Consider the following 20,384-nt stretch of genomic DNA (forward strand, 5'->3'; position numbering starts at 1 on the left):
CGTGGCTGCGGAAAACATCCGCAGGGCTGCTGTCAACCAGCCGAACGCGGCAGCCAATTAGGCTAGTTGCAAACCCACGGCTTTAGCCGTTGGGTAGTTGACATCGGTCCGATGACGAAAACGGTGGAAGATGCTGCTTATGTTTTAGAAGCGATTGCAGGCTATGACCCCAAAGACCCGACCTCTATCGATGCCCCTACAGCTAGATATTCCACGCAATTAACGGAGTCCGTCAAAGGTGTAAAAATCGGTATAGAACCATATTTCTTTGACAATGTGGATGCAGAAGTGGAAAAAGCGGTGAAGAATGCCATTTCATCGCTGGAGCGTGAAGGCGCCATCGTCGAAACAGTACGAATTCCGACATTGCAATATGCGCAATACGCGGAAATGATTACGATTATCTCGGAAGCTAACGCTATTCATCATCATAATTTAGTAGAAAGAGAAGAGGATTTTGGTGACGATGTCCGTTTTCTATTGAAGCTTGGAGAAATACCGTCCGCTGTGGACTACTTGCAGGCGCAGCAAATTCGTTTGCAGTTGGATCGCGAATTTATGGAGATATTCAATAAGGTAGACGTCATCATTACCCCGACGCTTCCGTTGCTGCCTCCGAAAATCGGCCAAGATACGGTGCTATTAAATGGAAAAGAAGTGAATTTTCTTGACCATATTATTCGTTTTACTGGTCCGTTCAATTTGACGGGCTTGCCAGCTGTAACGGTACCGTGCGGTTTTGCGCAAGGTCTTCCTATAGGCATGCAAATAGTCGGTCCGGCCTTCCAAGAAGGAAAAATATTAAACATTGCCGACGTGTTTGAAAAGTTGCATCCAGAGTTAAAACAAAACCCGATTGCTCTTAAACAGTAAGAAAACGGCCTTCCCTTTCCGATGGGAGAGGGGAGGTTTTTATGTATGGATGGATATCCCCGAATAACGTGAAGCAGGGGTAATGCAACACGACTTGGACAACAAAAATATTTTGACCAGCAGGAATAATTTTGTTATCGTTAAGACAAGAATATGGAAAAATTTTGAGGGGGATGTCTTGTGAGCGAATTCAAAGCGTTAGTAGTAAATAAAACCGAAACAGATTTTACCGTCAATGTACAAACTGTTTCCATGGATGACCTTCCAAAAGGGGATGTCTTGATCAAGGTCCAATATTCCAGCGTCAATTATAAAGACGGATTGGCGTCCATTCCTGATGGAAAAATTGTAAAAACATATCCGTTTATCCCTGGGATTGATTTAGCTGGTATTGTTGTTTCTTCGGATGATCCGCATTTTAAAGAAGGAGACGAAGTCATCGCAACTGGCTATGAAATTGGTGTGACGCATTACGGAGGGTACAGTGAATACGCCCGTATTCCTGGAGATTGGCTCGTCCCGCTTCCAAAAGGATTGACATTAAAAGAGGCAATGGCTTTAGGAACAGCTGGCTTTACGGCGGCACTATCGATTCACCGCTTGGAGGAAAACGGCCTGTCCCCGGAAAAAGGGAAAGTGCTTGTCACTGGGGCAACCGGCGGTGTCGGCAGTTTGGCGGTTTCGATGCTGGCAAAACGGGGCTATGAAGTGGTCGCAAGCACTGGCAAAGAAACAGAACATGAATATTTGCGCGAGCTCGGCGCGAAAGAAATTCTTTCCCGAGAAGATGTATGTGCCGAGAAGATCCGCCCGTTAGATAAACAACAATGGGCAGCGGCAGTGGACCCTGTCGGCGGGAGAACACTTGCGACTGTTTTAAGCCGCATCCAATATAATGGCGCCGTGGCAGTCAGCGGGCTGACAGGCGGCACGGACGTTCCAACAACCGTTTTTCCATTTATTCTTCGCGGTGTAAGTTTATTAGGCATTGATTCTGTCTATTGCCCAATGGAGTTAAGAAAACAAATTTGGGAACGAATGGCCAGCGATTTAAAACCTGATAAACTATTAGAATCGATTGCGCAGGAAGTTACTCTCGAACAGCTTCCTGAGGCGTTATCGAATATTTTAAAAGGCAAACTGCGCGGCAGAACGGTGGTAAAGCTTTCATAATACATCGGCATCAATCAGGAGGAGAATATGTTTCTGTTATCCCCATCCCGAGAATTCGGGTATGGGGTTTTTATTTTGGGTGAATGAATAAGTCAAACTACTAGAAAAAGTGATAGATGGCTTACCTAGAATTGCTGACGAAGAATATGATCCGTTCAGACCGCTTGACCTAACATAAGGGTTTAGTCTGATGTATCTTATTTTTCAATTCCTTTTATAATCTTACATTCTCGTTTTGCTTTTATGTATTCTTATTAAACTATGTAGTAAATACTTCATTTTCTAAAAAAACACTATTAAAAACAAGCATTTTCATAACCTGATTGTTTATTGAAATTTGTTCACATTTCAAACAGGAAAAAATATTGATTGATTTTATGTGTGAGTTTGACATACAAAATTTAGAAATAATAGTCAGTATTTATGGTAGAATGTAAGAAGATAGAAATGATCCAATCATACAACAGGGGGAGAGAATGATGAAAAAACTAATTAACGACCCAAATCAGGTTGTCAATGATATGTTGGAAGGAATGGTTGCCGCTTATCGTGATCGGTTGAGAAGGCTGCCGGGTACGAATGTGATTGTGAGAAACGATGCCCCAGTAAAAGGAAAAGTCGGAATCGTGAGCGGCGGCGGCAGCGGGCATGAACCGGCGCACGCAGGCTATGTCGGCAAAGGAATGTTAGATGCAGCGGTATGCGGGGAAGTGTTCACCTCACCGACGCCTGACCAAGTGCTTGAGGCGATCAAAGCAGTCGATAGCGGGAAAGGCGTATTGTTGATTATCAAAAATTATACGGGCGATGTCATGAATTTTGAAATGGCTGCGGAGTTGGCTGAAGCAGAAGGCATTAACGTCGCGAAAGTCATTGTAAATGATGATGTCGCAGTGGAAGACAGCACGTTTACGACAGGGAGGCGCGGCATCGCGGGAACAGTGTTCGTTCATAAAATTGCAGGGGCGCTGGCGGAGCGCGGCGCATCGCTGGAAGAAGTAGAAGCGGTAGCGAAGAAGGTGGTGCAAAACGTCCGTTCCATGGGAATGGCACTTACTCCGTGCACCGTGCCGGCAGCGGGGAAACCAGGCTTTGAACTTGGCGAAAATGAAATTGAAGTCGGCATCGGCATTCACGGAGAACCGGGAATTGAAAAAACAACGATCAAACCAGCAGACGAAATTGCGGCAACGCTGCTTGTCAAAATTTTCGATGATATGAAACTAGAAAAAGGCGATCGAGTCGCAGTGATGATTAACGGGCTTGGCGCGACACCGTTAATGGAGCTGTATATTGTGAATAAAAAAGTATCAGAAATGTTAAAGGAAAAACAAATTCATGTTCATGAAACGTTTGTCGGAGAATATATGACCTCGCTGGAAATGGCGGGATGCTCGATATCGCTATTGAAATTGGATGATTCCTTAATCGAATTGTTAGATGCGCCTGCCGATACGATTGCGTTGAAAAAATAAAGGGAGAGGAGAAATCATCATGGCGTTTGGCGTGGAACAGGCAAAACGATGGATGAACATCGCAAACGATCACATTCAACAACAAAAACAATATTTAACGGAGCTCGATCAAGCAATCGGCGATGGCGACCATGGATTAAATATGGCGCGGGGATTTCAAGAAGTAGTTGAAAAAATCAGTTCTACCAATTACGAAGATCTCGGTTCGCTTTTCAAAGATGTAAGCATGACGCTAATTGCAAAAGTCGGAGGAGCGTCGGGACCGTTATACGGCACTGCTTTTTTGAAAATGTCGCTTGCGCTCGCGGGAAAAAAGGAAGCGGATGATAAAGAGCTGATCGCAGCGTTAGAAGCGGCGCTAGACGGAATCAAAGCGCGCGGAAAAGCAAGCGTTGGCGAAAAAACGATGGTTGATGTGTGGGAGCCGGTCATAGAGTTGTTGCGGGAGAAGGGAAGCATGCGAGCGAAAGAAGCAGCACTTCTCGCGAAAGAAAAAATGGAACATACAAAAGAACTCGAGGCGAAAAAAGGGCGCGCCGCTTACTTAGGAAAGCGATCGATCGGCCACATCGATCCAGGTTCGGCTTCTTCGTATTTGTTGTTTGCCGCTTTAGCGGAAGTGCTCGAGGGATAAAGGAGAGATCATTCATGAAGCATGTCAGCCTTGTATTAATTTCGCACAGCGAGGAAATTGTAAGCGGTTTAAAGAAATTATTAAATCAAGTCCAACCCGATGTCAACATCGCAGTTGCCGGTGGAAACGATGGGGAGATCGGGACGAACGCTTTCCGCATCAAAGAAGCGATTGAATCCGTCTATTCGGAAAAAGGGGTTGTCATTCTGTTTGACCTTGGCAGCGCTTTGATGAACGCGGAATTGGCGATCGAGATGCTCGAGAAAACAGATCATATCGTGATTGCCGATGCTCCGTTGGTGGAAGGAGCGTATATCGCCGCGGTGGAAGCGGGATTGGGAAAATCGCTCGATGAAATCGTCCGGGCGTGCGAACAGGCGAAACAGATGGTGAAAGTGGCGCGTTCATAGGTGGAATGAGCAAACTATGGCAATAATGGAAAGCGAAAACATGAGGAAATATTGATAGAAAATCCCCGGAATCACAATGATTTCCGGGGATTTTATTTGCTTGACCGCGAAAAAATTTTGCTGCTGCCGATGTTGGTACATTTTCTTTTTCAGATGGTTCTGTTAAATGTTAATGTTGATAAATTGGATAAAATTAAGGGAAACCCAATCTAGAAGGGTTTTCTCGCTTTTATTAAACTTGCCCACTTGTTACTCAAATAAGTTAATGTGTATTCAAATATCTATTCTTTAACTACTACTTTGTAATTTTGAAGTTGTTTTGCAATATTTACTATCGAGCCATATTCCTCTAATCTTCCTTACTATAATTATCTGGGTAAAAGTAAACATTCGTCATCAAGTTCACCTTCTTTTATTAAAAAAGCTGGACAATGTTTTTTATTGATACCGCTCCAACTGGGCGAAAAAGTCTTTCACAAACCGATAAAACACTTTGACCGACGGCGCCAGTTCGTGATGGTCAGAGATGATAATGCCAACGTTTCGTTTGACTTGCGGCATTTCGATTGGCACTTTTACCGCGAAGCGGGGCACCGTTTCATAAAAGGCGCTTTCCGGAAGAAGAGTGACGCCAATCCCCGCGGAGACGAGACCTTTAATTGCGTCTAAATCTTCGCCTTCCGATGAGATGATCGGGGAAAATCCTGCTTGCTGGCAGGCATCGAGAACAATTTGATGCAAAATGTACCCTTCAGGAAATGTCACAAACGGTTCGTTGCGCAGTTCATTTAGTACTAAGCTGTCTCGTTTGGCAAGCGGATGGTTGCTTGGAAGAAGGGCGGCAAACATTTCCGAAAACAAAATCTCCCCTTTAATGCCTGGTTCACCAGTTGGAACAGGCCCGAGAAACGCCAAATCGATTTCTCTTTTTTTCACCGCTTCGATTAAATATTTGTAAGCTCCTTGCCGCAAATGAAACGACACATTTGGATGCTCTTCTTTAAAAGCGGAGATGACCATCGGCATCGTATGGCTTGCTAGACTCGTTGGGAAGCCGATTTTGATCGTCCCGCGTTCCGGGTCTAAATATTCTTCGATTTGCTGCTTGGCGTATTCAATCGCTTTCAGCGCTGTCTCCACATGAGGTAAAAAGTGGCGGCCGACAGGGGTGAGTTTCACGTTTCGTCCTTCCCGTTCAAATAACTGTACGCCAAGTTCGGCTTCTAAATTAGCAATTTGCCGGCTGATGGCGGATTGTGCGACATGAAGAGCTTCCGCCGCTTCGGAAACGTGCTCCCGTTTGGCCACTTCTAAAAAATATTGAAGTTGTCTTAGCTCCATTTTCTTCCCCTCCCTGCTATTAATCTCAAAATGAGATTAATTTAATCTAAATTATATATTGTTTATATTATTTTTGAAAACTACAATTATATGTACGGAGCAAATGGAACGGGAGGGAAGCAAGATGAAACATTACGGGCTACCGAAAGCGCAGGGGCTTTATCGTCCTGAATTTGAGCATGATGCGTGCGGTATCGGCTTTTACGCCCATTTAAAAGGAAAGCCGTCCCACGATATTATAAAAAAAGGTCTTCATATGCTTCGTCAGCTTGAACATCGCGGCGGGCAAGGAAGCGATCCAGAAACAGGCGATGGCGCGGGTATTATGGTACAAATTCCGCACGAATATTTCCAAGTGGCGTGCGGAAAAATGAAGCTTCCGCCAAAAGGGCGTTATGGCGTCGGCATGGTCTTTTTGCCGGAAGATGAGGAAAAACGATTGTATTATGAAAGAGAAATCAATAAAATCATCAAAAAAGAAGGACAGACGCTGTTAGGCTGGCGCACTGTGCCTGTAAATATCGAAAAACTCGGAAAACTCGCAAAACAAAGCAAGCCGTTTATCCGCCAAGTGTTTATCGCAGCAAGCGACGATATTCAAGATGAGCTTGCATTTGAACGAAAATTGTATGTCATTCGCAAACAGGCGGAAAAGCTTGTTCAAAATAATGAATGTTATTTCGCCAGCCTCTCAAGCCGGACGATTGTATATAAAGGATTGCTTACACCGGAACAATTGGATGAATTTTACGTCGATTTGCAGGACGAACGGTTTCAATCGGCGTTTGCCCTCGTTCACTCCCGCTTTAGTACAAACACATTCCCTAGCTGGGAAAGAGCGCATCCAAACCGCTATTTAATTCATAACGGCGAAATCAATACGCTAAGAGGAAACGTCAATTGGATGATGGCGCGGGAAAAGCAATTTGTATCTGAACTTTTCGGTGAGGATTTGCAAAAAATTACGCCGATTTTAGATATGAACGGCAGTGACTCATCCATTTTAGATAATGCGTTTGAATTTTTCGTCTTAGCCGGGAAAAAATTGGCTCATGCGGCGATGATGCTCATTCCGGAACCATGGTTCTGGGACGGCGAAATGGATGATGACAAAAAGGCGTTTTACGAATACCATAGCTGCTTAATGGAACCGTGGGACGGCCCAACGGCGATTTCGTTTACGGACGGCAGACAAATCGGCGCGATTTTAGACCGTAACGGTTTAAGGCCAGCGCGTTATTATGTGACAAAAGATGACTATATTATTTTCTCATCGGAAGTCGGTGTCATTGATGTAGATCCAAATAACGTGCTATATAAAGATCGCTTAAGCCCAGGGAAAATGCTTTTAGTCGATTTAGAGCAAGGCCGGATTATTTCTGATGAGGAAATTAAAGAAGAAATCGCTAAAGAAAAGCCGTACCGCAAATGGTTGAACGAAAAAATGATGACGTTAAACGATCTCGATATTCCAGAATATACGGAGCCGGTCAAAAATCTTGTCACATTGCAAAAAGCGTTCGGCTATACGTATGAAGATGTAGAAAAAACGATCATCGCGATGGTGAAAGAAGGAAAAGACCCGACAGGCGCGATGGGAATGGATGCGCCGCTTGCGGTGTTGTCAGACCGTCCGCAAAGCTTGTTTAACTATTTTAAACAGCTGTTTGCGCAAGTCACCAACCCGCCGATTGATGCGATTCGCGAATATATTGTGACATCGACGATGACGCTTCTTGGAAAAGAAGGAAATATTCTTCATCCGGATGCATCGGCCGCCCGCCGTATTTGCTTGGATACACCGATTCTTTCGAACGAAGAACTTGCTGCGTTAAAGTCGAACCCGTATCCTGAGTTTAAATGTGTGACGATTCCGACATTATTTACCGACGACTTGCAAAAAGCGCTTGATGAAATGTTTGAAAAAGCGGAAAAGGCGATGGAAAACGGCGCGGTGCTTCTTGTATTGTCTGACCGAGGCGTTGACGAACGTCATGTCGCCATTCCGACGCTTCTTGCCGCAAGTGCGCTTCATCAATATCTTGTACGAAAAGGAACGCGCACGAATGTAAGCATTATTGTCGAATGCGGCGAAGCGCGGGAAGTGCATCATTTTGCCGCTTTAATCGGATACGGCGCGGATGCGGTAAATCCGTATTTGGCGCTGGAGACGATTCGCAGCGCTGTGGAAAACGGAGTCATTTCGCTTTCCTATCATGAAGCGGTGAACAAATATAAAAAGGCGGTTACCGATGGCGTTGTCAAAGTCATGTCGAAAATGGGAATTTCGACGGTGCAAAGCTACCGCGGTGCGCAAATTTTTGAAGCGGTCGGCATCGGTGAAGAAGTGATCGAACAATATTTCACAGGCACGGCATCCCAAATCGGCGGCATCGGTTTAGCGGAAATTGCTAAAGAAGCGAAAATGCGCCATGAAGCCGCATTCCAAACGACATACAAAGACGATACATTAGACCCAGGCAGCGAGCTGCAATGGAGACGAAACGGAGAACATCACGCATTCAATCCAAAGACGATTCATCTGCTTCAATGGGCGTGCCGGAAAAACGATTATGAGCTGTACAAACAATATTCGAAATTGGCGAATGAAGAGCGCATGACCTTTTTGCGAAATTTGTTTGAATTTGATGAAACGAGAACGCCGGTTCCGATTGAGGAAGTCGAGCCGGTTGAATCGATCGTGCGCCGTTTTAAAACAGGTGCGATGTCTTATGGTTCATTAAGCAAAGAAGCGCATGAAGCGCTCGCTATCGCAATGAACCGCATCGGAGGAAAAAGCAATAGCGGCGAGGGTGGAGAAGATCCGAGCCGTTACGTGCCAGATGAAAATGGGGATTTGCGCAGAAGCGCGATTAAGCAAATCGCTTCCGGCCGCTTTGGCGTCAAAAGCCATTATTTAGTCAACGCCGATGAATTGCAAATCAAAATGGCGCAAGGGGCAAAACCTGGCGAAGGTGGACAGTTGCCTGCCAATAAAGTGTATCCGTGGATCGGAAAAGTGCGCGGCTCTACGCCTGGAGTAGAATTGATTTCTCCTCCTCCGCATCACGATATTTATTCGATTGAAGATTTGGCGCAGCTTATTTACGATTTGAAAAATGCCAATAGAGATGCACGGATCAGCGTGAAACTTGTTTCCAAAGCAGGCGTCGGCACGATTGCGGCCGGCGTTGCGAAAGGAAATGCGGATGTTATTGTCATCAGCGGTTACGACGGCGGTACAGGAGCGTCGCCAAAAACGAGCATTAAGCATGCTGGGCTTCCGTGGGAGCTCGGTCTTGCGGAAACGCACCAAACGTTAATGTTAAATGGCTTGCGTGACCGTGTTGTGCTTGAAACAGACGGAAAATTAATGACTGGACGCGATGTTGTGATGGCCGCATTGTTCGGCGCTGAAGAATTTGGTTTTGCGACAGCCCCGCTTGTTGTTTTAGGCTGTGTGATGATGCGGGCATGCCATCTTGATACATGTCCGGTTGGCGTGGCAACGCAAAATCCAGAGCTTCGCAAAAAGTTTATGGGAAAACCGGAACACGTGATCAACTTCATGTATTTCGTTGCCCAAGAAGTGCGTGAAATAATGGCACAGCTCGGTTTCCGCACCATCGACGAAATGGTCGGAAGAGTCGATGTCTTAAAAGTGAGCGAGCGTGCGAAAAAACATTGGAAAGCGAAGCATTTGGATTTGTCGCGTTTACTTTATCAAGTAGACGGTCCACGGACATTTGCTCGTCCGCAGCAGCATAAAATCGAACAAACGATGGATTATAACGAAATTTTGCCGGCGGCAGTACCTGCGTTAGAGAAAAAAGAACAAGTCGAGCTTCATCTTCCTATTCGAAATGTTCATCGCACCGTCGGAGCGATTACGGGAAGCGAAATATCGAAACGATATGGAGAAGAAGGGCTTCCGGAAGATACGATTCGACTGCATTTCACAGGCTCTGCCGGACAAAGCTTTGCGGCTTTCGTTCCAAAAGGAATGACGATGACGCTTGTTGGCGATGCGAACGACTATGTCGGAAAAGGCCTTTCCGGCGGAAAAGTGATCGTCCGTCCGCCAGAAGAAGCATCGTTTGCTTCTGCGGATAACGTCATTATCGGCAACGTCGCTTTCTATGGGGCGACGAGCGGAGAAGCATATATTCGCGGACGCGCCGGCGAACGGTTCTGCGTGCGAAACAGCGGCGTGAACGCTGTCGTTGAAGGCGTCGGCGATCACGGCTGTGAGTATATGACAGGAGGACGTGTGGTGATCCTTGGTTCTGTCGGGAAAAACTTTGCGGCAGGAATGTCCGGAGGAATCGCTTATGTGCTATCCGATGATGAAAACGAATGGCAAAGAACCGCGAATAAAGAATTAGTGTTGTTCGAACGTCTCGAAGAGGAAGAAGAGATCAATGAAGTGCGTCAAATGATTGAAAAACATTACCAATATACCGGAAGCATAAAAGCTTCTCACATTTTGGCGCATTGGAATGAGTATGTCGGAAAATTTGTGAAAGTCATTCCGAGAAACTACAAATTGATGATCGAAACAATTAAAGCGATGGAACAATCCGGGCTTTCTCAAGATGAGGCGATGATGGCTGCTTTTGAAGCGGTGGCCAAACAAAAAAAAGTTGCGGTAAACGAACCACTCGCATTACAAGCGGTCGCTAAATAAGCGATCGCTTCGCCATCGTTACTGATCACAACAGCATGTGATTTCAATTACGGGGAGAACCAATCCGACACGATGTGAAAACGTCCAGGAAGTCGAGCAGAACAAGCGTTGCGAAGGTGTAGAAAAAACTTTTTTAGAATCTGCCGATTTCTATCGTATAGAGGTTCAATGGAATGGTACGGAAATGGAGGGGAAAACGATCATGGGAAAAGCAACCGGCTTTATGGAATATGCACGCGAGGAAGAAACAAAACGTGACCCGCTTTCCCGTCTCAACGATTGGAAAGAATATGCGTTTCCGTTTTCCGATGAAACGCTTGCAAGACAAGGCGCCCGCTGTATGGATTGCGGGACTCCGTTTTGTCATATGGGAATGGAATTGAACGGGCTGACATCGGGCTGCCCGATTCATAATTTGATCCCGGAGTGGAACGATTTAGTCTACCGAGGCAGATGGAAAGAGGCGCTCGAGCGGTTGCTGAAAACGAACAACTTCCCAGAATTTACCGGAAGAGTTTGTCCGGCGCCTTGTGAAGGTTCCTGTACGGTAGCGATTTCCGACCCGGCTGTCGCCATCAAAGGAATCGAGAGGGCGATTATTGATAAAGGGTTTGCCGAAGGATGGATTCAGCCACGGATTCCGCAAAAACGAACAGGAAAAAAAGTGGCGATTGTCGGTTCTGGGCCTGCCGGTCTTGCTTGCGCCGACCAACTCAATCAAGCGGGCCATTCGGTAACGGTGTACGAGCGGGCTGACCGAGTCGGCGGGTTATTAATGTATGGCATTCCAAATATGAAACTAGAAAAAGAAATTGTCGAGCGGAGAGTTCGGCTTTTAGAACAAGAAGGGATTACGTTCATAACCAATACGGAAGTTGGAAAAGACATCACCGCCGAAGAGCTGCGTTCTCAATATGACGCCATCGTATTATGCATCGGTGCGCAAAAACATCGTGACCTTGCGATTGAAGGAAGAGAGCTTGAGGGTGTTCATTTTGCCATGGATTATTTAACAGGTGTGACAAAAAGCTTGCTTGACTCGAATTTTGCAGACGGCGGCTTCATCGATGCGAAAGACAAGCATGTCATTGTGATCGGCGGAGGCGATACGGGCGCGGACTGTGTTGCCACTGCATTAAGGCAAGGGTGCAAAAGCGTTGTGCAGTTTGGCAAGCACCCGGCATTGCCGGAACAACGATCGGAAAATAATCCATGGCCGCAATATCCGCTTGTATTTACACTGGATTACGCCTATGAAGAAGCGAAAGCGAAATTCGGTGCTGACCCGCGGCAATATTGCATTCAGACGAAAAAAATTGTTGGCGATGAGCACGGGCGAGTCAAAGAGCTTCATACGATTCAAATGGAAAAAATCATCGATGAAAACGGCAAAGCGATATTTAAAGAGATTCCGGGCACCGAACAAGTTTGGCCATGTGATTTAGTATTTATCGCCATCGGCTTTGAAGGTCCGGAGCAGCCGATTTTGCAGCAATTCGGCGTCGAGACCGTCAACAATAAAGTTAAAGCGCCGTACGGTAAATACACAACCAATGTCGAAGGAGTATTTGCGGCCGGAGACGCCCGCAGAGGCCAAAGCTTAATCGTTTGGGCGATTCACGAAGGCCGGGAAGCGGCAAGAGAAGTCGATCGTTTCTTAATGGGAACAACGAATTTGCCGTGATGTGGAAAATCCTCTTGAAAACAACTGGTTTTCGAGAGGATTTTTTCATGTAAAAAACGAATGTAAACATTATCTGATATTCAGTGTTGGAGGGGATGGATATGAATATCATAGATCCATCTAGACGCGAAATTTGGCAGCGCTTTGTTCGTGAAGGAATTTTGGACCATGCAAGGATGAATAAAAGAATTGCAGAATCATGGCATCTCTGCCGCCAGAAAAATGTGAACCCCTATGACGGAAAAGGAAAGATGATTTTAGAGCCGCATTTGCTGGCAGAAAGAAAAAAGCGGAATCAACGATTGCTTCATATTGCCGTACCTATTTTAGAAAAGCTGCAAAAATATTTTCAAGAAACCAAGTCTATTTTTCTTCTTGTCGATCGAGAAGGATATGTTTTATATGCAAAGGGACATAAACAAACAATGAAAATGGCTGAAGGAATAAAATTTGTGGAAGGTGTAAAGTGGACAGAAGATGAAGTCGGGACAAATGCCATTGGCACATCTTTGCGAATCCATGAGCCTATTGCGATTGTTGGCTTAGAACATTATTCCGTTGCTTCCCATCAATGGGTTTGTTCCGCAACACCTATTTATGACGAAAAGAGAGAACTTGTCGGAATTATCGATGTTTCTTACCCCATCAATCATTATCCGTTTCACGACCATGTTTTAGCCACTGTGGTTGCCGCGGCATATACCATCGAGCAACGATTCCACATTCAAGCAAAAGAAGATGAATTGGAGTTGTTTAAGTATAGTCGTAATATGGAAAATACAAATTCCCCTGTGGTGATATGCAATCATAAAGGACGTATTGTCTGGGTGAATCATTGTTTGCGCTCTTCCTTTTCAAACATGCTTGATCGATCGCTGGAAGATGTTTGTGGCGATCATTGGATTATCAAATCCCAAACTCCCATTTATTCTTCTATTCATCATGATATTATTGGTTATCAAGTTACGATTCAAAAGACAAAAAATAATGATTTTAAATTTGTTTCTACGACATTTCATTTTGAAGGAGTAACCGGTAGGAGCAAATCATTTGCAAATGTAATAAAAAGTTGTGAAAAGGTAGCGAAAACAGATGCCACTGTTTATATCACCGGAGAAACGGGAACAGGGAAAGAATTGATTGCTCGCGCTATTCACCAAAACAGTGCCAGAAAAAACGGCCCGTTTGTTGCGATTAATTGCGGTGCGATACCAAAGGAACTAATTGGCAGCGAACTGTTTGGTTATGTAGAGGGGGCATTTACGGGAGCGAAACGTACGGGACATAAAGGAAAATTTGTCCAAGCAAATGGTGGAACCATTTTTCTCGATGAAATTGGCGAAATACCTTTGGAAATGCAAATTGCGCTTTTAAGGGTTTTGCAGGAAAGGGAAGTCATTCCTATTGGCGGAACGAAACCAATTCCTATTGACGTGAGAGTAATAACAGCGACACACTGCGATTTATATCAATTAGTAAGAGAAGGAAAGTTAAGGGAAGATTTATTTTATCGCATTTATGTATATCCGATTAAAGTTCCGGCGTTAAGAGAACGAAAAGAGGATATACCGTTTTTGATTCAGTACTATTGCCAAAAAAACAATTGGTCTGTTTCCTTTCCTGATGAAGTGATGCAACTATTTATGACCTATCATTGGCCAGGAAATATTCGAGAATTATTTAACGTGTTAGAGCGAGTTCGAATTGAATATGGAGATCATATTCCATCTATTCCGGAGCTCAAATCGATGTTCATTGGATGGGAAAGTCAGGGAGAAAATATGAAGTCAGATCAAGAAACTTTGTCCTATCGGGAACAGATTGAAAAAAATCATATTATGGATATGCTTCAAAAAACAAAAGGCGATATTGCTAGAGCGGCAGCTGAGTTGAATATTCCTCGCAGTACATTTTACCGAAAATTAAAGAAGTATCATTTGATATGAGACAAAATGAGAAAGAATGAGAAAAAATGAGATTAGTTAAAATTTAATTTTTTAAAAACGCTTACAACAATATTGTTGTAAGCGTTTTTTTTTTTTTTTTTTTTTTNTAAGCGTTTTTTTTTTTTTTTTTTTGTTGGCACATTACTTGCATGGTTAGAAAATGAGAAGAATTCACTTTAATTAAGGAGGATGGAAGCATGACAGTGACAAAGCCAGAATCCAAGAGTATTACGAAAGAAAGAGCAAAGTGGATGTATCAGAAAATGTGTGAAATTCGTCAGTTTGAGGACAAAGTTCACGAAATCTTCAGCAAAGGTATTTTGCCAGGATTTGTTCATTTATATGCCGGCGAGGAAGCAGTAGCTGTAGGAGTTTGTGCTCATTTGAATGAAAAAGACTATATTACGAGTACACACCGCGGGCACGGCCACTGTATTGCAAAAGGTTGCGACTTGAATGGAATGATGGCGGAGATTTACGGAAAAGCAACAGGATTATGCAAAGGAAAAGGGGGATCCATGCATATTGCCGATGTGGAAAAAGGAATGCTTGGTGCTAACGGAATAGTCGGTGGCGGGTTTCCTCTGGCGGTCGGAGCTGGTTTGACGGCGAAATTGAAGAAAACAGGTGCTGTGACCATTTGTTTCTTTGGCGATGGAGCGAATAACCATGGCACATTTCATGAAGGAATCAATCTTGCGGCTATTTGGAAACTGCCGGTTGTTTTTGTCGCGGAAAACAATGGTTATGCTGAAGCAACTCCTTTTGAATACGCATCGAGCTGCAAAAACATTGCAGACCGGGCGGCCGCTTATAACATTCCGGGAGAGATTGTTGACGGCAAAGATGTCATTGCCGTATATGAAGCGGCAGAAAGAGCAATAACACGAGCTCGCAATGGGGAAGGACCAACTTTAATTGAATGTAAAACATATCGAAATTATGGCCATTTTGAAGGGGATGCACAAACGTATAAACCATCGGAAGAAAAAGAAAAACATTTAAAAGAGTTAGATGCCATCGTAAGATTTCGCAACTATATTCTTTCCAATCAGCTGTTATCAGAACAAGAACTATTGGAAATAGAACAGAATGTAGCAGAAGCGATTGAGAGAGCGGTAGATTTTGCGGAAAAAAGCCCATTCCCATCGGAAGAAGATCTTTTAAAAGATGTCTATGTATCCTATTAATCATAAAAGTTAGGAGGTAAAAACCATTATGACAAGAACAATTTCTTTCTCACAAGCAATTAATGAAGCGATGAAGCTTGCGATGCGCAAAGATGAAAATGTTATTTTGATGGGAGAAGATGTTGCTGGCGGTGCGGCTGTAGATCACTTGCAAGATGATGAAGCTTGGGGAGGAGTAATGGGTGTAACAAAAGGTCTCGTTCAAGAGTTTGGAAGAGAAAGAGTATTAGATACGCCGATTGCGGAAGCTGGGTATATTGGTGCAGCTGTTACAGCGGCGGCAACGGGGTTAAGACCGATTGCAGAATTGATGTTTAATGATTTTATCGGAAGTTGTTTAGATGAAGTAATGAACCAAGCAGCAAAACTTCGTTATATGTTTGGCGGAAAAGCGAAAGTGCCTTTAACCATACGAACGATGCACGGTGCTGGATTTCGCGCGGCCGCACAACATTCACAAAGCTTATATGCGCTTTTTACCCATATACCAGGGTTAAAAGTCGTTGTTCCTTCTACCCCGTCTGATGCAAAAGGCCTTTTACTTGCCTCTATTTTTGATGATGATCCGGTCATCTTTTTTGAAGATAAAACACTTTATAACATGAAAGGAGAAGTGGAAGAAGGATTTTATACCATTCCTCTTGGAAAAGCAGATATTAAAAGAGAAGGCAGTGATTTGACCATTGTGGCGATCGGAAAACAAGTGCATACGGCCTTAAAGGCAGCGGATATGTTGAAAACAAGAGGACTGGAAACAGAAGTCATTGATCCAAGAACGTTGTCCCCGCTGGATGAGGAAACAATTTTATCTTCTGTAGCTAAGACAGGACGATTGATTATCATTGATGAAGCAAATCCGAGATGCAGTGCAGCGACAGATATTTCTGCTCTTGTAGCAGATAAAGGGTTTGATTATTTAGATGCTCCGATTAAGATGATTACTGCTCCGCATTGTCCTGTTCCGTTTTCACCAACATTAGAAGATCTTTACTTGCCAACTCCAGAAAAAGTGCTTCAGGCAGTAGCTGAAATGATAGGAGATGAAACGATTGTAGCAGTTTAATAAATTCAAGCGTGTTGCTAAAAGCAATTTTGAGCAACACGCATTCCTTGTATCAATCGAAAAAGGGGAGAGATAGGAATGGCGGTTGAAATCTTCATGCCAAAGCTAGGAATGAGTATGAAAGAAGGTACGGTTGTAGAGTGGTTAAAGAAAAAAGGAGATAAGGTGAAAAAAGGGGAATCGGTCGTTGTTATTAGCTCTGATAAGATTGAGACAGATATTGAAGCACCGCAAGATGGGGTGTTATTAGAGATCCTTGTCGAACAAGATGAAACGGTGGAAGTAGGGAAAGTAATTGGCTACATTGGCCAGGAAGGAGAAGAAGCGGGTGATCAGTCCAATGAAGCACCGCAAGAAACACCACAACAAGCAATGCAAGAAGTAGCCGTGTCTGTTGGAACCATCGAACCAAAATCAATATTAAGACAAACATCTAGACATATGTTGCGCGTTTCTCCTGCCGCTAGAAAATTAGCTCGCGAAGCGGGAATCGATTTAAGCAATATTAAAGGTTCGGGTCCAAAGGGACGAATAACAAAAGCAGATGTAGAAAAAGCCATTCAACTAAAACAAGCATCCTTACAGCCAGTGAGCGAGAAGCAAATGATCGAAGAAACAGGCCAGATAACGATCGCAGAAACAATCCAGATCACAACGGAACAAAAAGGCGTCACCGTAAAACCGGTAACCGGCATGCGAAAAGTAATTGCCACAAGAATGTTTGCAAGCCTGCAGCAAACGGCTCAGCTAACGATTCATATGAAAGCAGATGTGACAGAATTGCTTGAATTACAGAAAAAACTAAGGGAAGAGCTGCAAGACGAACCGGATATAAAACTTACAATCACCGATTTTATCGCACGGGCAACAGTTTTAGCATTATGTGCCCATAAACAAATGAACAGTCTTTATCAAAATGGGAATATTCATACGTATGATTCCGTGCATTTAGGAATTGCAGTCGCATTGGAGAACGGTCTAGTCGTTCCGGTCATCCCTTATGCAGAGAAACTTTCTTTAAAAGAAATTTCGAAAAAAATTAAGGAATTGAGCGTACGGGCAAGGGAAGGAAAATTAAGCAGTGAGGAAATGAAAGGTTCTACTTTTACGATTACAAGTCTCGGTGCATATGGTGTTGAATTTTTTACACCAGTATTAAATCCGCCGGAGGTAGGAATTCTTGGGGTAGGAACAGTCACAGATACTCCGGTTTTTGTAGGAGATGCTATTCAGAAGAGAAAGATTTTACCATTGAGTTTAACGTTTGATCATCAAGTGATAGACGGTGCACCGGCTAGTCAATTTCTTACTACCATTAAAAATTATCTGGAAAAGCCATATAAAATGTTATTGTAGCATGTATTATTTAGCTGGAAATGTTTTTATCACGGCGTTCGGGAAAGAAAGCAATCCAATTCGGATTGCTTTCTTTTTTTCTGATGATAGATGCTTAGTTTAGGTAGGAAGAAAAGGTGCATGTTTAAAGTAAGTGTCTCATATTGCAATGGTATACGGTATTCTTTTGACAATCATATCATCCTTATCGATTAAATGGCTTTTCCATTATAAAACGATATTCATTGTTTGATTCAGAAAATAAAAATATGACTTGAAATTTTTCTTTACACCCGAACATTAATTTTTTATAATTTAATTAATTCCGATAAATTTACTTAACTAAAGGAGGAGAGGGCATGGCTAAAGCTTCTACATTGTTTAAAGTGTCCGCTAAAGGTAAATGGGAATCAGGCGTCAAAACCAATATTTCTATACGAAATTTTCCTACTTTTTCTATGGATGAACCAGCAGAATTAGGAGGAGTGGATGCAGCGCCAACTCCACTGGAATATGTAGTTGCAGCTTTGAACGGTTGTAATGGAGTGATGATTCCATTAGTTGCGAAAGAATTAGGATTTACTTTCTCGGGAATTGATTTTGAAGCGACAGGCATCATCGATACCCGGGGACTAATGGGGGAAGAAGGCGTTCGCACGCATTTCCAAAAAGTTCGTTTCCAAGTGAATATACAAACCGAAGAAAGTGAAGAAAGAATTGAGCAGCTGAAAAATGAAGTGGAGAGAAGATGTCCTGTATTGAATCTTTTGCTGGATGCCGGGATTCAAGTGGATACAAAATGGAGCAAGAAATAATAAGATCTAAAAAAGGGTGGATGTGTGCATCCCTTTATTTTTTCGTGCGCTCAGCTAAGGTAGGGGATTGATGTTAGTCGAGATATAGGCACAACGAATAGGGATGTAAATTATTTTCAAAATTTCGGCCACAGGGCAAAGAAAACGGAGCTCTTTGGGAAAAGAGCCCCGATTCATTGCCTTTCTTAAGTAGTTTTAACTTCATTTAAATAGCGCCGCTCGTTACAACAAATATCGGGCATCCAATGGCAACGAGCGCGATCATTATTATTCCATGATAACCGCTTATCCATTGTTTTTACATAAAAAGTGCTTCCAAGGATTTTGGAACAATCTCTCACCCTCCGCTTACCGGTGGGATAAAGGCAACGATATCGCCAGGCTGAAGTGTTTGATCATCGCGGGCATATTCCTCATTCACCGCGACCATCACTTGTTTCAGATCAATGTGATAACGCTTTTCTACTTCCTGCTTTAATGCATTTACCGTTTGAGGAACGTTAGGCAGCACAACGCGCTCCTCTCCAATTGCTTCCTGTAAATGCGCAAAAAAGAGCAGTGTGATCATTGTAAATCCTCTCCTTCCGGCTTTCCTGTTGGATACGCTTTCGTCCCTAATTGATTGCCAACCCATTCCGTTCCATCTTCCCAATGTTCTTTTTTCCAAATCGGAACGATTTGTTTAATGCGCTCAATCGCGTATCGGTTTGCCTCATACGCGTCGTTGCGATGCGGCGATGAAACGGCGATGGCGACAGCGATATCGCCGATATCCAGCCTGCCGATTCGGTGCGTAATCGCCACTTTCGTTTCCGGCCATTTTTCGCGAATTTCTGCCCCAATTTGCTCTAGCATTTTTTCCGCCATCGATACGTACGCTTCGTATTGTAAAAATAAGGTCCGCTTTCCGTTTGTCCATTCGCGCACCGTTCCCATGAACGTTGTCACCGCTCCGGCTTCGGGACGCATCACTTTTTTTACCACATTCTCAATGGAAATCGGCTTGTCCGTAATCATAAAAAGACGTTCATTCATTGTTTTTCTCACCTCATTAACCAATGTAAGTCATTTTCTTCATCATTAATGAAAATAAAAGGATATGGAATAAAAGATAGCTGCAAAGAAGATTCCTACGTAATAATATGAGATAACTGTGCCAGCGAACCCCCAATCTGTCTTAGTTTCGCAGCATGATTCATGTTTGCAGCCCTCGACAAACACGAAATCAAGCGGCAAAAGTTCATATTAATATTGGCTGCTGTTTTTTTTGTTTATTGCATGCTTGTTCCAACTATATGATATTATCAAATTTTTCTGTCAATTTTTCAACTAATTCTCCTAATATATTTTATTTCGCGTGTTCTTTATGAAACAGAAGCATCCCAATAAACAACAACCGGACTGCTCCACCAACGAGAAAGTCTAGTTTGTTTATCCGCCAATATAAGACATTTCAATTTTTTTCCGCGTTTTTGCTGTTTGCTCCGTCCGTTCATCCGAGTAGCGGTCTGTCCGCATGTTCCATGTCGATGCAATCATTTTCTTTATTTCTTCTTTATCGGCCCCGGAACGCAGTTTTTCTTTTAACGAAACACCGCTTGCAGCAAACAAGCACGTATATAGCGTGCCATCAGCGGAAATGCGCGCCCGAGTGCAGCTTTGGCAAAACGATTCGGTCACCGAAGTGATAAAGCCGACTTCCACGTTCGTGCCAACATAGCGGTAGCGGCTTGCCACCTCGCCGAAGTAGGCTTTTTC

14 protein-coding genes and 2 pseudogenes are annotated in these 20,384 nt (G+C 43.6%); 12 read left to right on the forward strand and 4 right to left on the reverse strand.

The window, feature by feature from the left end; translation table 11 throughout:
• Positions 1–90: 90 nt before the first annotated feature.
• The 5 genes and pseudogenes from DCC82_RS08830 to dhaM all read left to right on the forward strand — a co-directional run.
• A pseudogene (locus tag DCC82_RS08830) lies at positions 91–873 on the forward strand (amidase); the annotation flags it as partial.
• A 180-nt stretch (positions 874–1,053) separates the two neighbouring features.
• Positions 1,054–2,046, forward strand: a complete 993-nt coding sequence (locus DCC82_RS08835; RefSeq protein ID WP_097354396.1) for an NADPH:quinone oxidoreductase family protein — start codon at positions 1,054–1,056, stop codon at positions 2,044–2,046.
• 479 nt (positions 2,047–2,525) lie between these two features.
• Positions 2,526–3,521: a dihydroxyacetone kinase subunit DhaK gene (gene dhaK, locus DCC82_RS08840; RefSeq protein ID WP_097354397.1), complete on the forward strand. Its 996-nt coding sequence runs from the start codon at positions 2,526–2,528 to the stop codon at positions 3,519–3,521.
• A gap of 19 nt (positions 3,522–3,540) precedes the next feature.
• Positions 3,541–4,155, forward strand: a complete 615-nt coding sequence (gene dhaL / locus DCC82_RS08845; RefSeq protein ID WP_097354398.1) for a dihydroxyacetone kinase subunit DhaL — start codon at positions 3,541–3,543, stop codon at positions 4,153–4,155.
• Positions 4,156–4,169: 14 nt separating this feature from the next.
• Positions 4,170–4,565 (forward strand): dihydroxyacetone kinase phosphoryl donor subunit DhaM, encoded by a 396-nt coding sequence (dhaM, locus tag DCC82_RS08850; protein WP_015863656.1) that lies wholly within the window; start codon positions 4,170–4,172, stop codon positions 4,563–4,565.
• Positions 4,566–5,003: 438 nt separating this feature from the next.
• Here the strand turns inward: dhaM and gltC are convergent, their stop codons facing one another.
• Positions 5,004–5,906 carry a glutamate biosynthesis transcriptional regulator GltC gene (gltC, locus tag DCC82_RS08855; protein WP_062679377.1) on the reverse strand — a complete coding sequence of 301 codons (903 nt, stop codon included), beginning with the start codon at positions 5,904–5,906 and terminating at the stop codon, positions 5,004–5,006.
• A gap of 124 nt (positions 5,907–6,030) precedes the next feature.
• On the opposite strand from gltC, the gene gltB reads away from it, so the two are divergent.
• From gltB to DCC82_RS08890, 7 genes are all read left to right on the forward strand, one after another.
• Positions 6,031–10,593 (forward strand): glutamate synthase large subunit, encoded by a 4,563-nt coding sequence (gene gltB, locus DCC82_RS08860; protein WP_097354399.1) that lies wholly within the window; start codon positions 6,031–6,033, stop codon positions 10,591–10,593.
• A 202-nt stretch (positions 10,594–10,795) separates the two neighbouring features.
• Positions 10,796–12,277, forward strand: a complete 1,482-nt coding sequence (locus DCC82_RS08865; protein WP_097354400.1) for a glutamate synthase subunit beta — start codon at positions 10,796–10,798, stop codon at positions 12,275–12,277.
• Positions 12,278–12,378: 101 nt separating this feature from the next.
• The gene (locus tag DCC82_RS08870) at positions 12,379–14,223 is read left to right on the forward strand and encodes a sigma-54-dependent Fis family transcriptional regulator (protein ID WP_062755407.1); all 1,845 of its coding nucleotides are present in this window, start codon (positions 12,379–12,381) and stop codon (positions 14,221–14,223) included.
• 197 nt (positions 14,224–14,420) lie between these two features.
• On the forward strand, positions 14,421–15,413 hold the full coding sequence (locus DCC82_RS08875) for a thiamine pyrophosphate-dependent dehydrogenase E1 component subunit alpha (protein ID WP_062679381.1): 993 nt from the start codon (positions 14,421–14,423) through the stop codon (positions 15,411–15,413).
• Positions 15,414–15,441: 28 nt separating this feature from the next.
• Positions 15,442–16,476 carry an alpha-ketoacid dehydrogenase subunit beta gene (locus DCC82_RS08880; protein WP_062679382.1) on the forward strand — a complete coding sequence of 345 codons (1,035 nt, stop codon included), beginning with the start codon at positions 15,442–15,444 and terminating at the stop codon, positions 16,474–16,476.
• A gap of 78 nt (positions 16,477–16,554) precedes the next feature.
• Positions 16,555–17,832, forward strand: a complete 1,278-nt coding sequence (locus DCC82_RS08885; RefSeq protein WP_097354401.1) for a dihydrolipoamide acetyltransferase family protein — start codon at positions 16,555–16,557, stop codon at positions 17,830–17,832.
• A 338-nt stretch (positions 17,833–18,170) separates the two neighbouring features.
• The gene (locus DCC82_RS08890; RefSeq protein ID WP_015863660.1) at positions 18,171–18,626 is read left to right on the forward strand and encodes an OsmC family protein; all 456 of its coding nucleotides are present in this window, start codon (positions 18,171–18,173) and stop codon (positions 18,624–18,626) included.
• 337 nt (positions 18,627–18,963) lie between these two features.
• On the opposite strand, the gene moaD is transcribed toward DCC82_RS08890, so the two are convergent.
• From moaD to DCC82_RS08910, 3 genes and pseudogenes are all read right to left on the reverse strand, one after another.
• A complete protein-coding gene (moaD, locus tag DCC82_RS08895) occupies positions 18,964–19,194 on the reverse strand; it encodes a molybdopterin converting factor subunit 1 (RefSeq protein ID WP_015863661.1) in 231 nt (76 codons plus the stop codon).
• Positions 19,191–19,661, reverse strand: a complete 471-nt coding sequence (locus DCC82_RS08900; RefSeq protein ID WP_015863662.1) for a molybdenum cofactor biosynthesis protein MoaE — start codon at positions 19,659–19,661, stop codon at positions 19,191–19,193. Before DCC82_RS08900 ends, moaD begins: the two co-directional genes overlap by 4 nt.
• Positions 19,662–20,057: 396 nt before the next feature.
• Positions 20,058–20,384: pseudogene (locus DCC82_RS08910) on the reverse strand (GTP 3',8-cyclase MoaA); the annotation flags it as partial.

Origin of the sequence: Geobacillus sp. LYN3, from assembly GCF_003064505.1 — a bacterium.
Taxonomy (GTDB): Bacteria; Bacillota; Bacilli; order Bacillales; family Anoxybacillaceae; genus Parageobacillus_B; species Parageobacillus_B toebii.

Excerpts from the sequence above, each read along its gene's own strand:
- moaD (WP_015863661.1), bottom strand. The coding sequence starts at position 19,194 with ATGATCACACTGCTCTTTTTTGCGCATTTACAGGAAGCAATTGGAGAG.
- dhaK (WP_097354397.1), top strand. The coding sequence starts at position 2,526 with ATGAAAAAACTAATTAACGACCCAAATCAGGTTGTCAATGATATGTTG.
- DCC82_RS08885 (WP_097354401.1), top strand. The coding sequence starts at position 16,555 with ATGGCGGTTGAAATCTTCATGCCAAAGCTAGGAATGAGTATGAAAGAA.
- dhaL (WP_097354398.1), top strand. The coding sequence starts at position 3,541 with ATGGCGTTTGGCGTGGAACAGGCAAAACGATGGATGAACATCGCAAAC.
- DCC82_RS08875 (WP_062679381.1), top strand. The coding sequence starts at position 14,421 with ATGACAGTGACAAAGCCAGAATCCAAGAGTATTACGAAAGAAAGAGCA.
- DCC82_RS08880 (WP_062679382.1), top strand. The coding sequence starts at position 15,442 with ATGACAAGAACAATTTCTTTCTCACAAGCAATTAATGAAGCGATGAAG.
- DCC82_RS08890 (WP_015863660.1), top strand. The coding sequence starts at position 18,171 with ATGGCTAAAGCTTCTACATTGTTTAAAGTGTCCGCTAAAGGTAAATGG.
- gltC (WP_062679377.1), bottom strand. The coding sequence starts at position 5,906 with ATGGAGCTAAGACAACTTCAATATTTTTTAGAAGTGGCCAAACGGGAG.
- dhaM (WP_015863656.1), top strand. The coding sequence starts at position 4,170 with ATGAAGCATGTCAGCCTTGTATTAATTTCGCACAGCGAGGAAATTGTA.
- DCC82_RS08865 (WP_097354400.1), top strand. The coding sequence starts at position 10,796 with ATGGGAAAAGCAACCGGCTTTATGGAATATGCACGCGAGGAAGAAACA.
- DCC82_RS08900 (WP_015863662.1), bottom strand. The coding sequence starts at position 19,661 with ATGAATGAACGTCTTTTTATGATTACGGACAAGCCGATTTCCATTGAG.
- gltB (WP_097354399.1), top strand. The coding sequence starts at position 6,031 with ATGAAACATTACGGGCTACCGAAAGCGCAGGGGCTTTATCGTCCTGAA.
- DCC82_RS08870 (WP_062755407.1), top strand. The coding sequence starts at position 12,379 with ATGAATATCATAGATCCATCTAGACGCGAAATTTGGCAGCGCTTTGTT.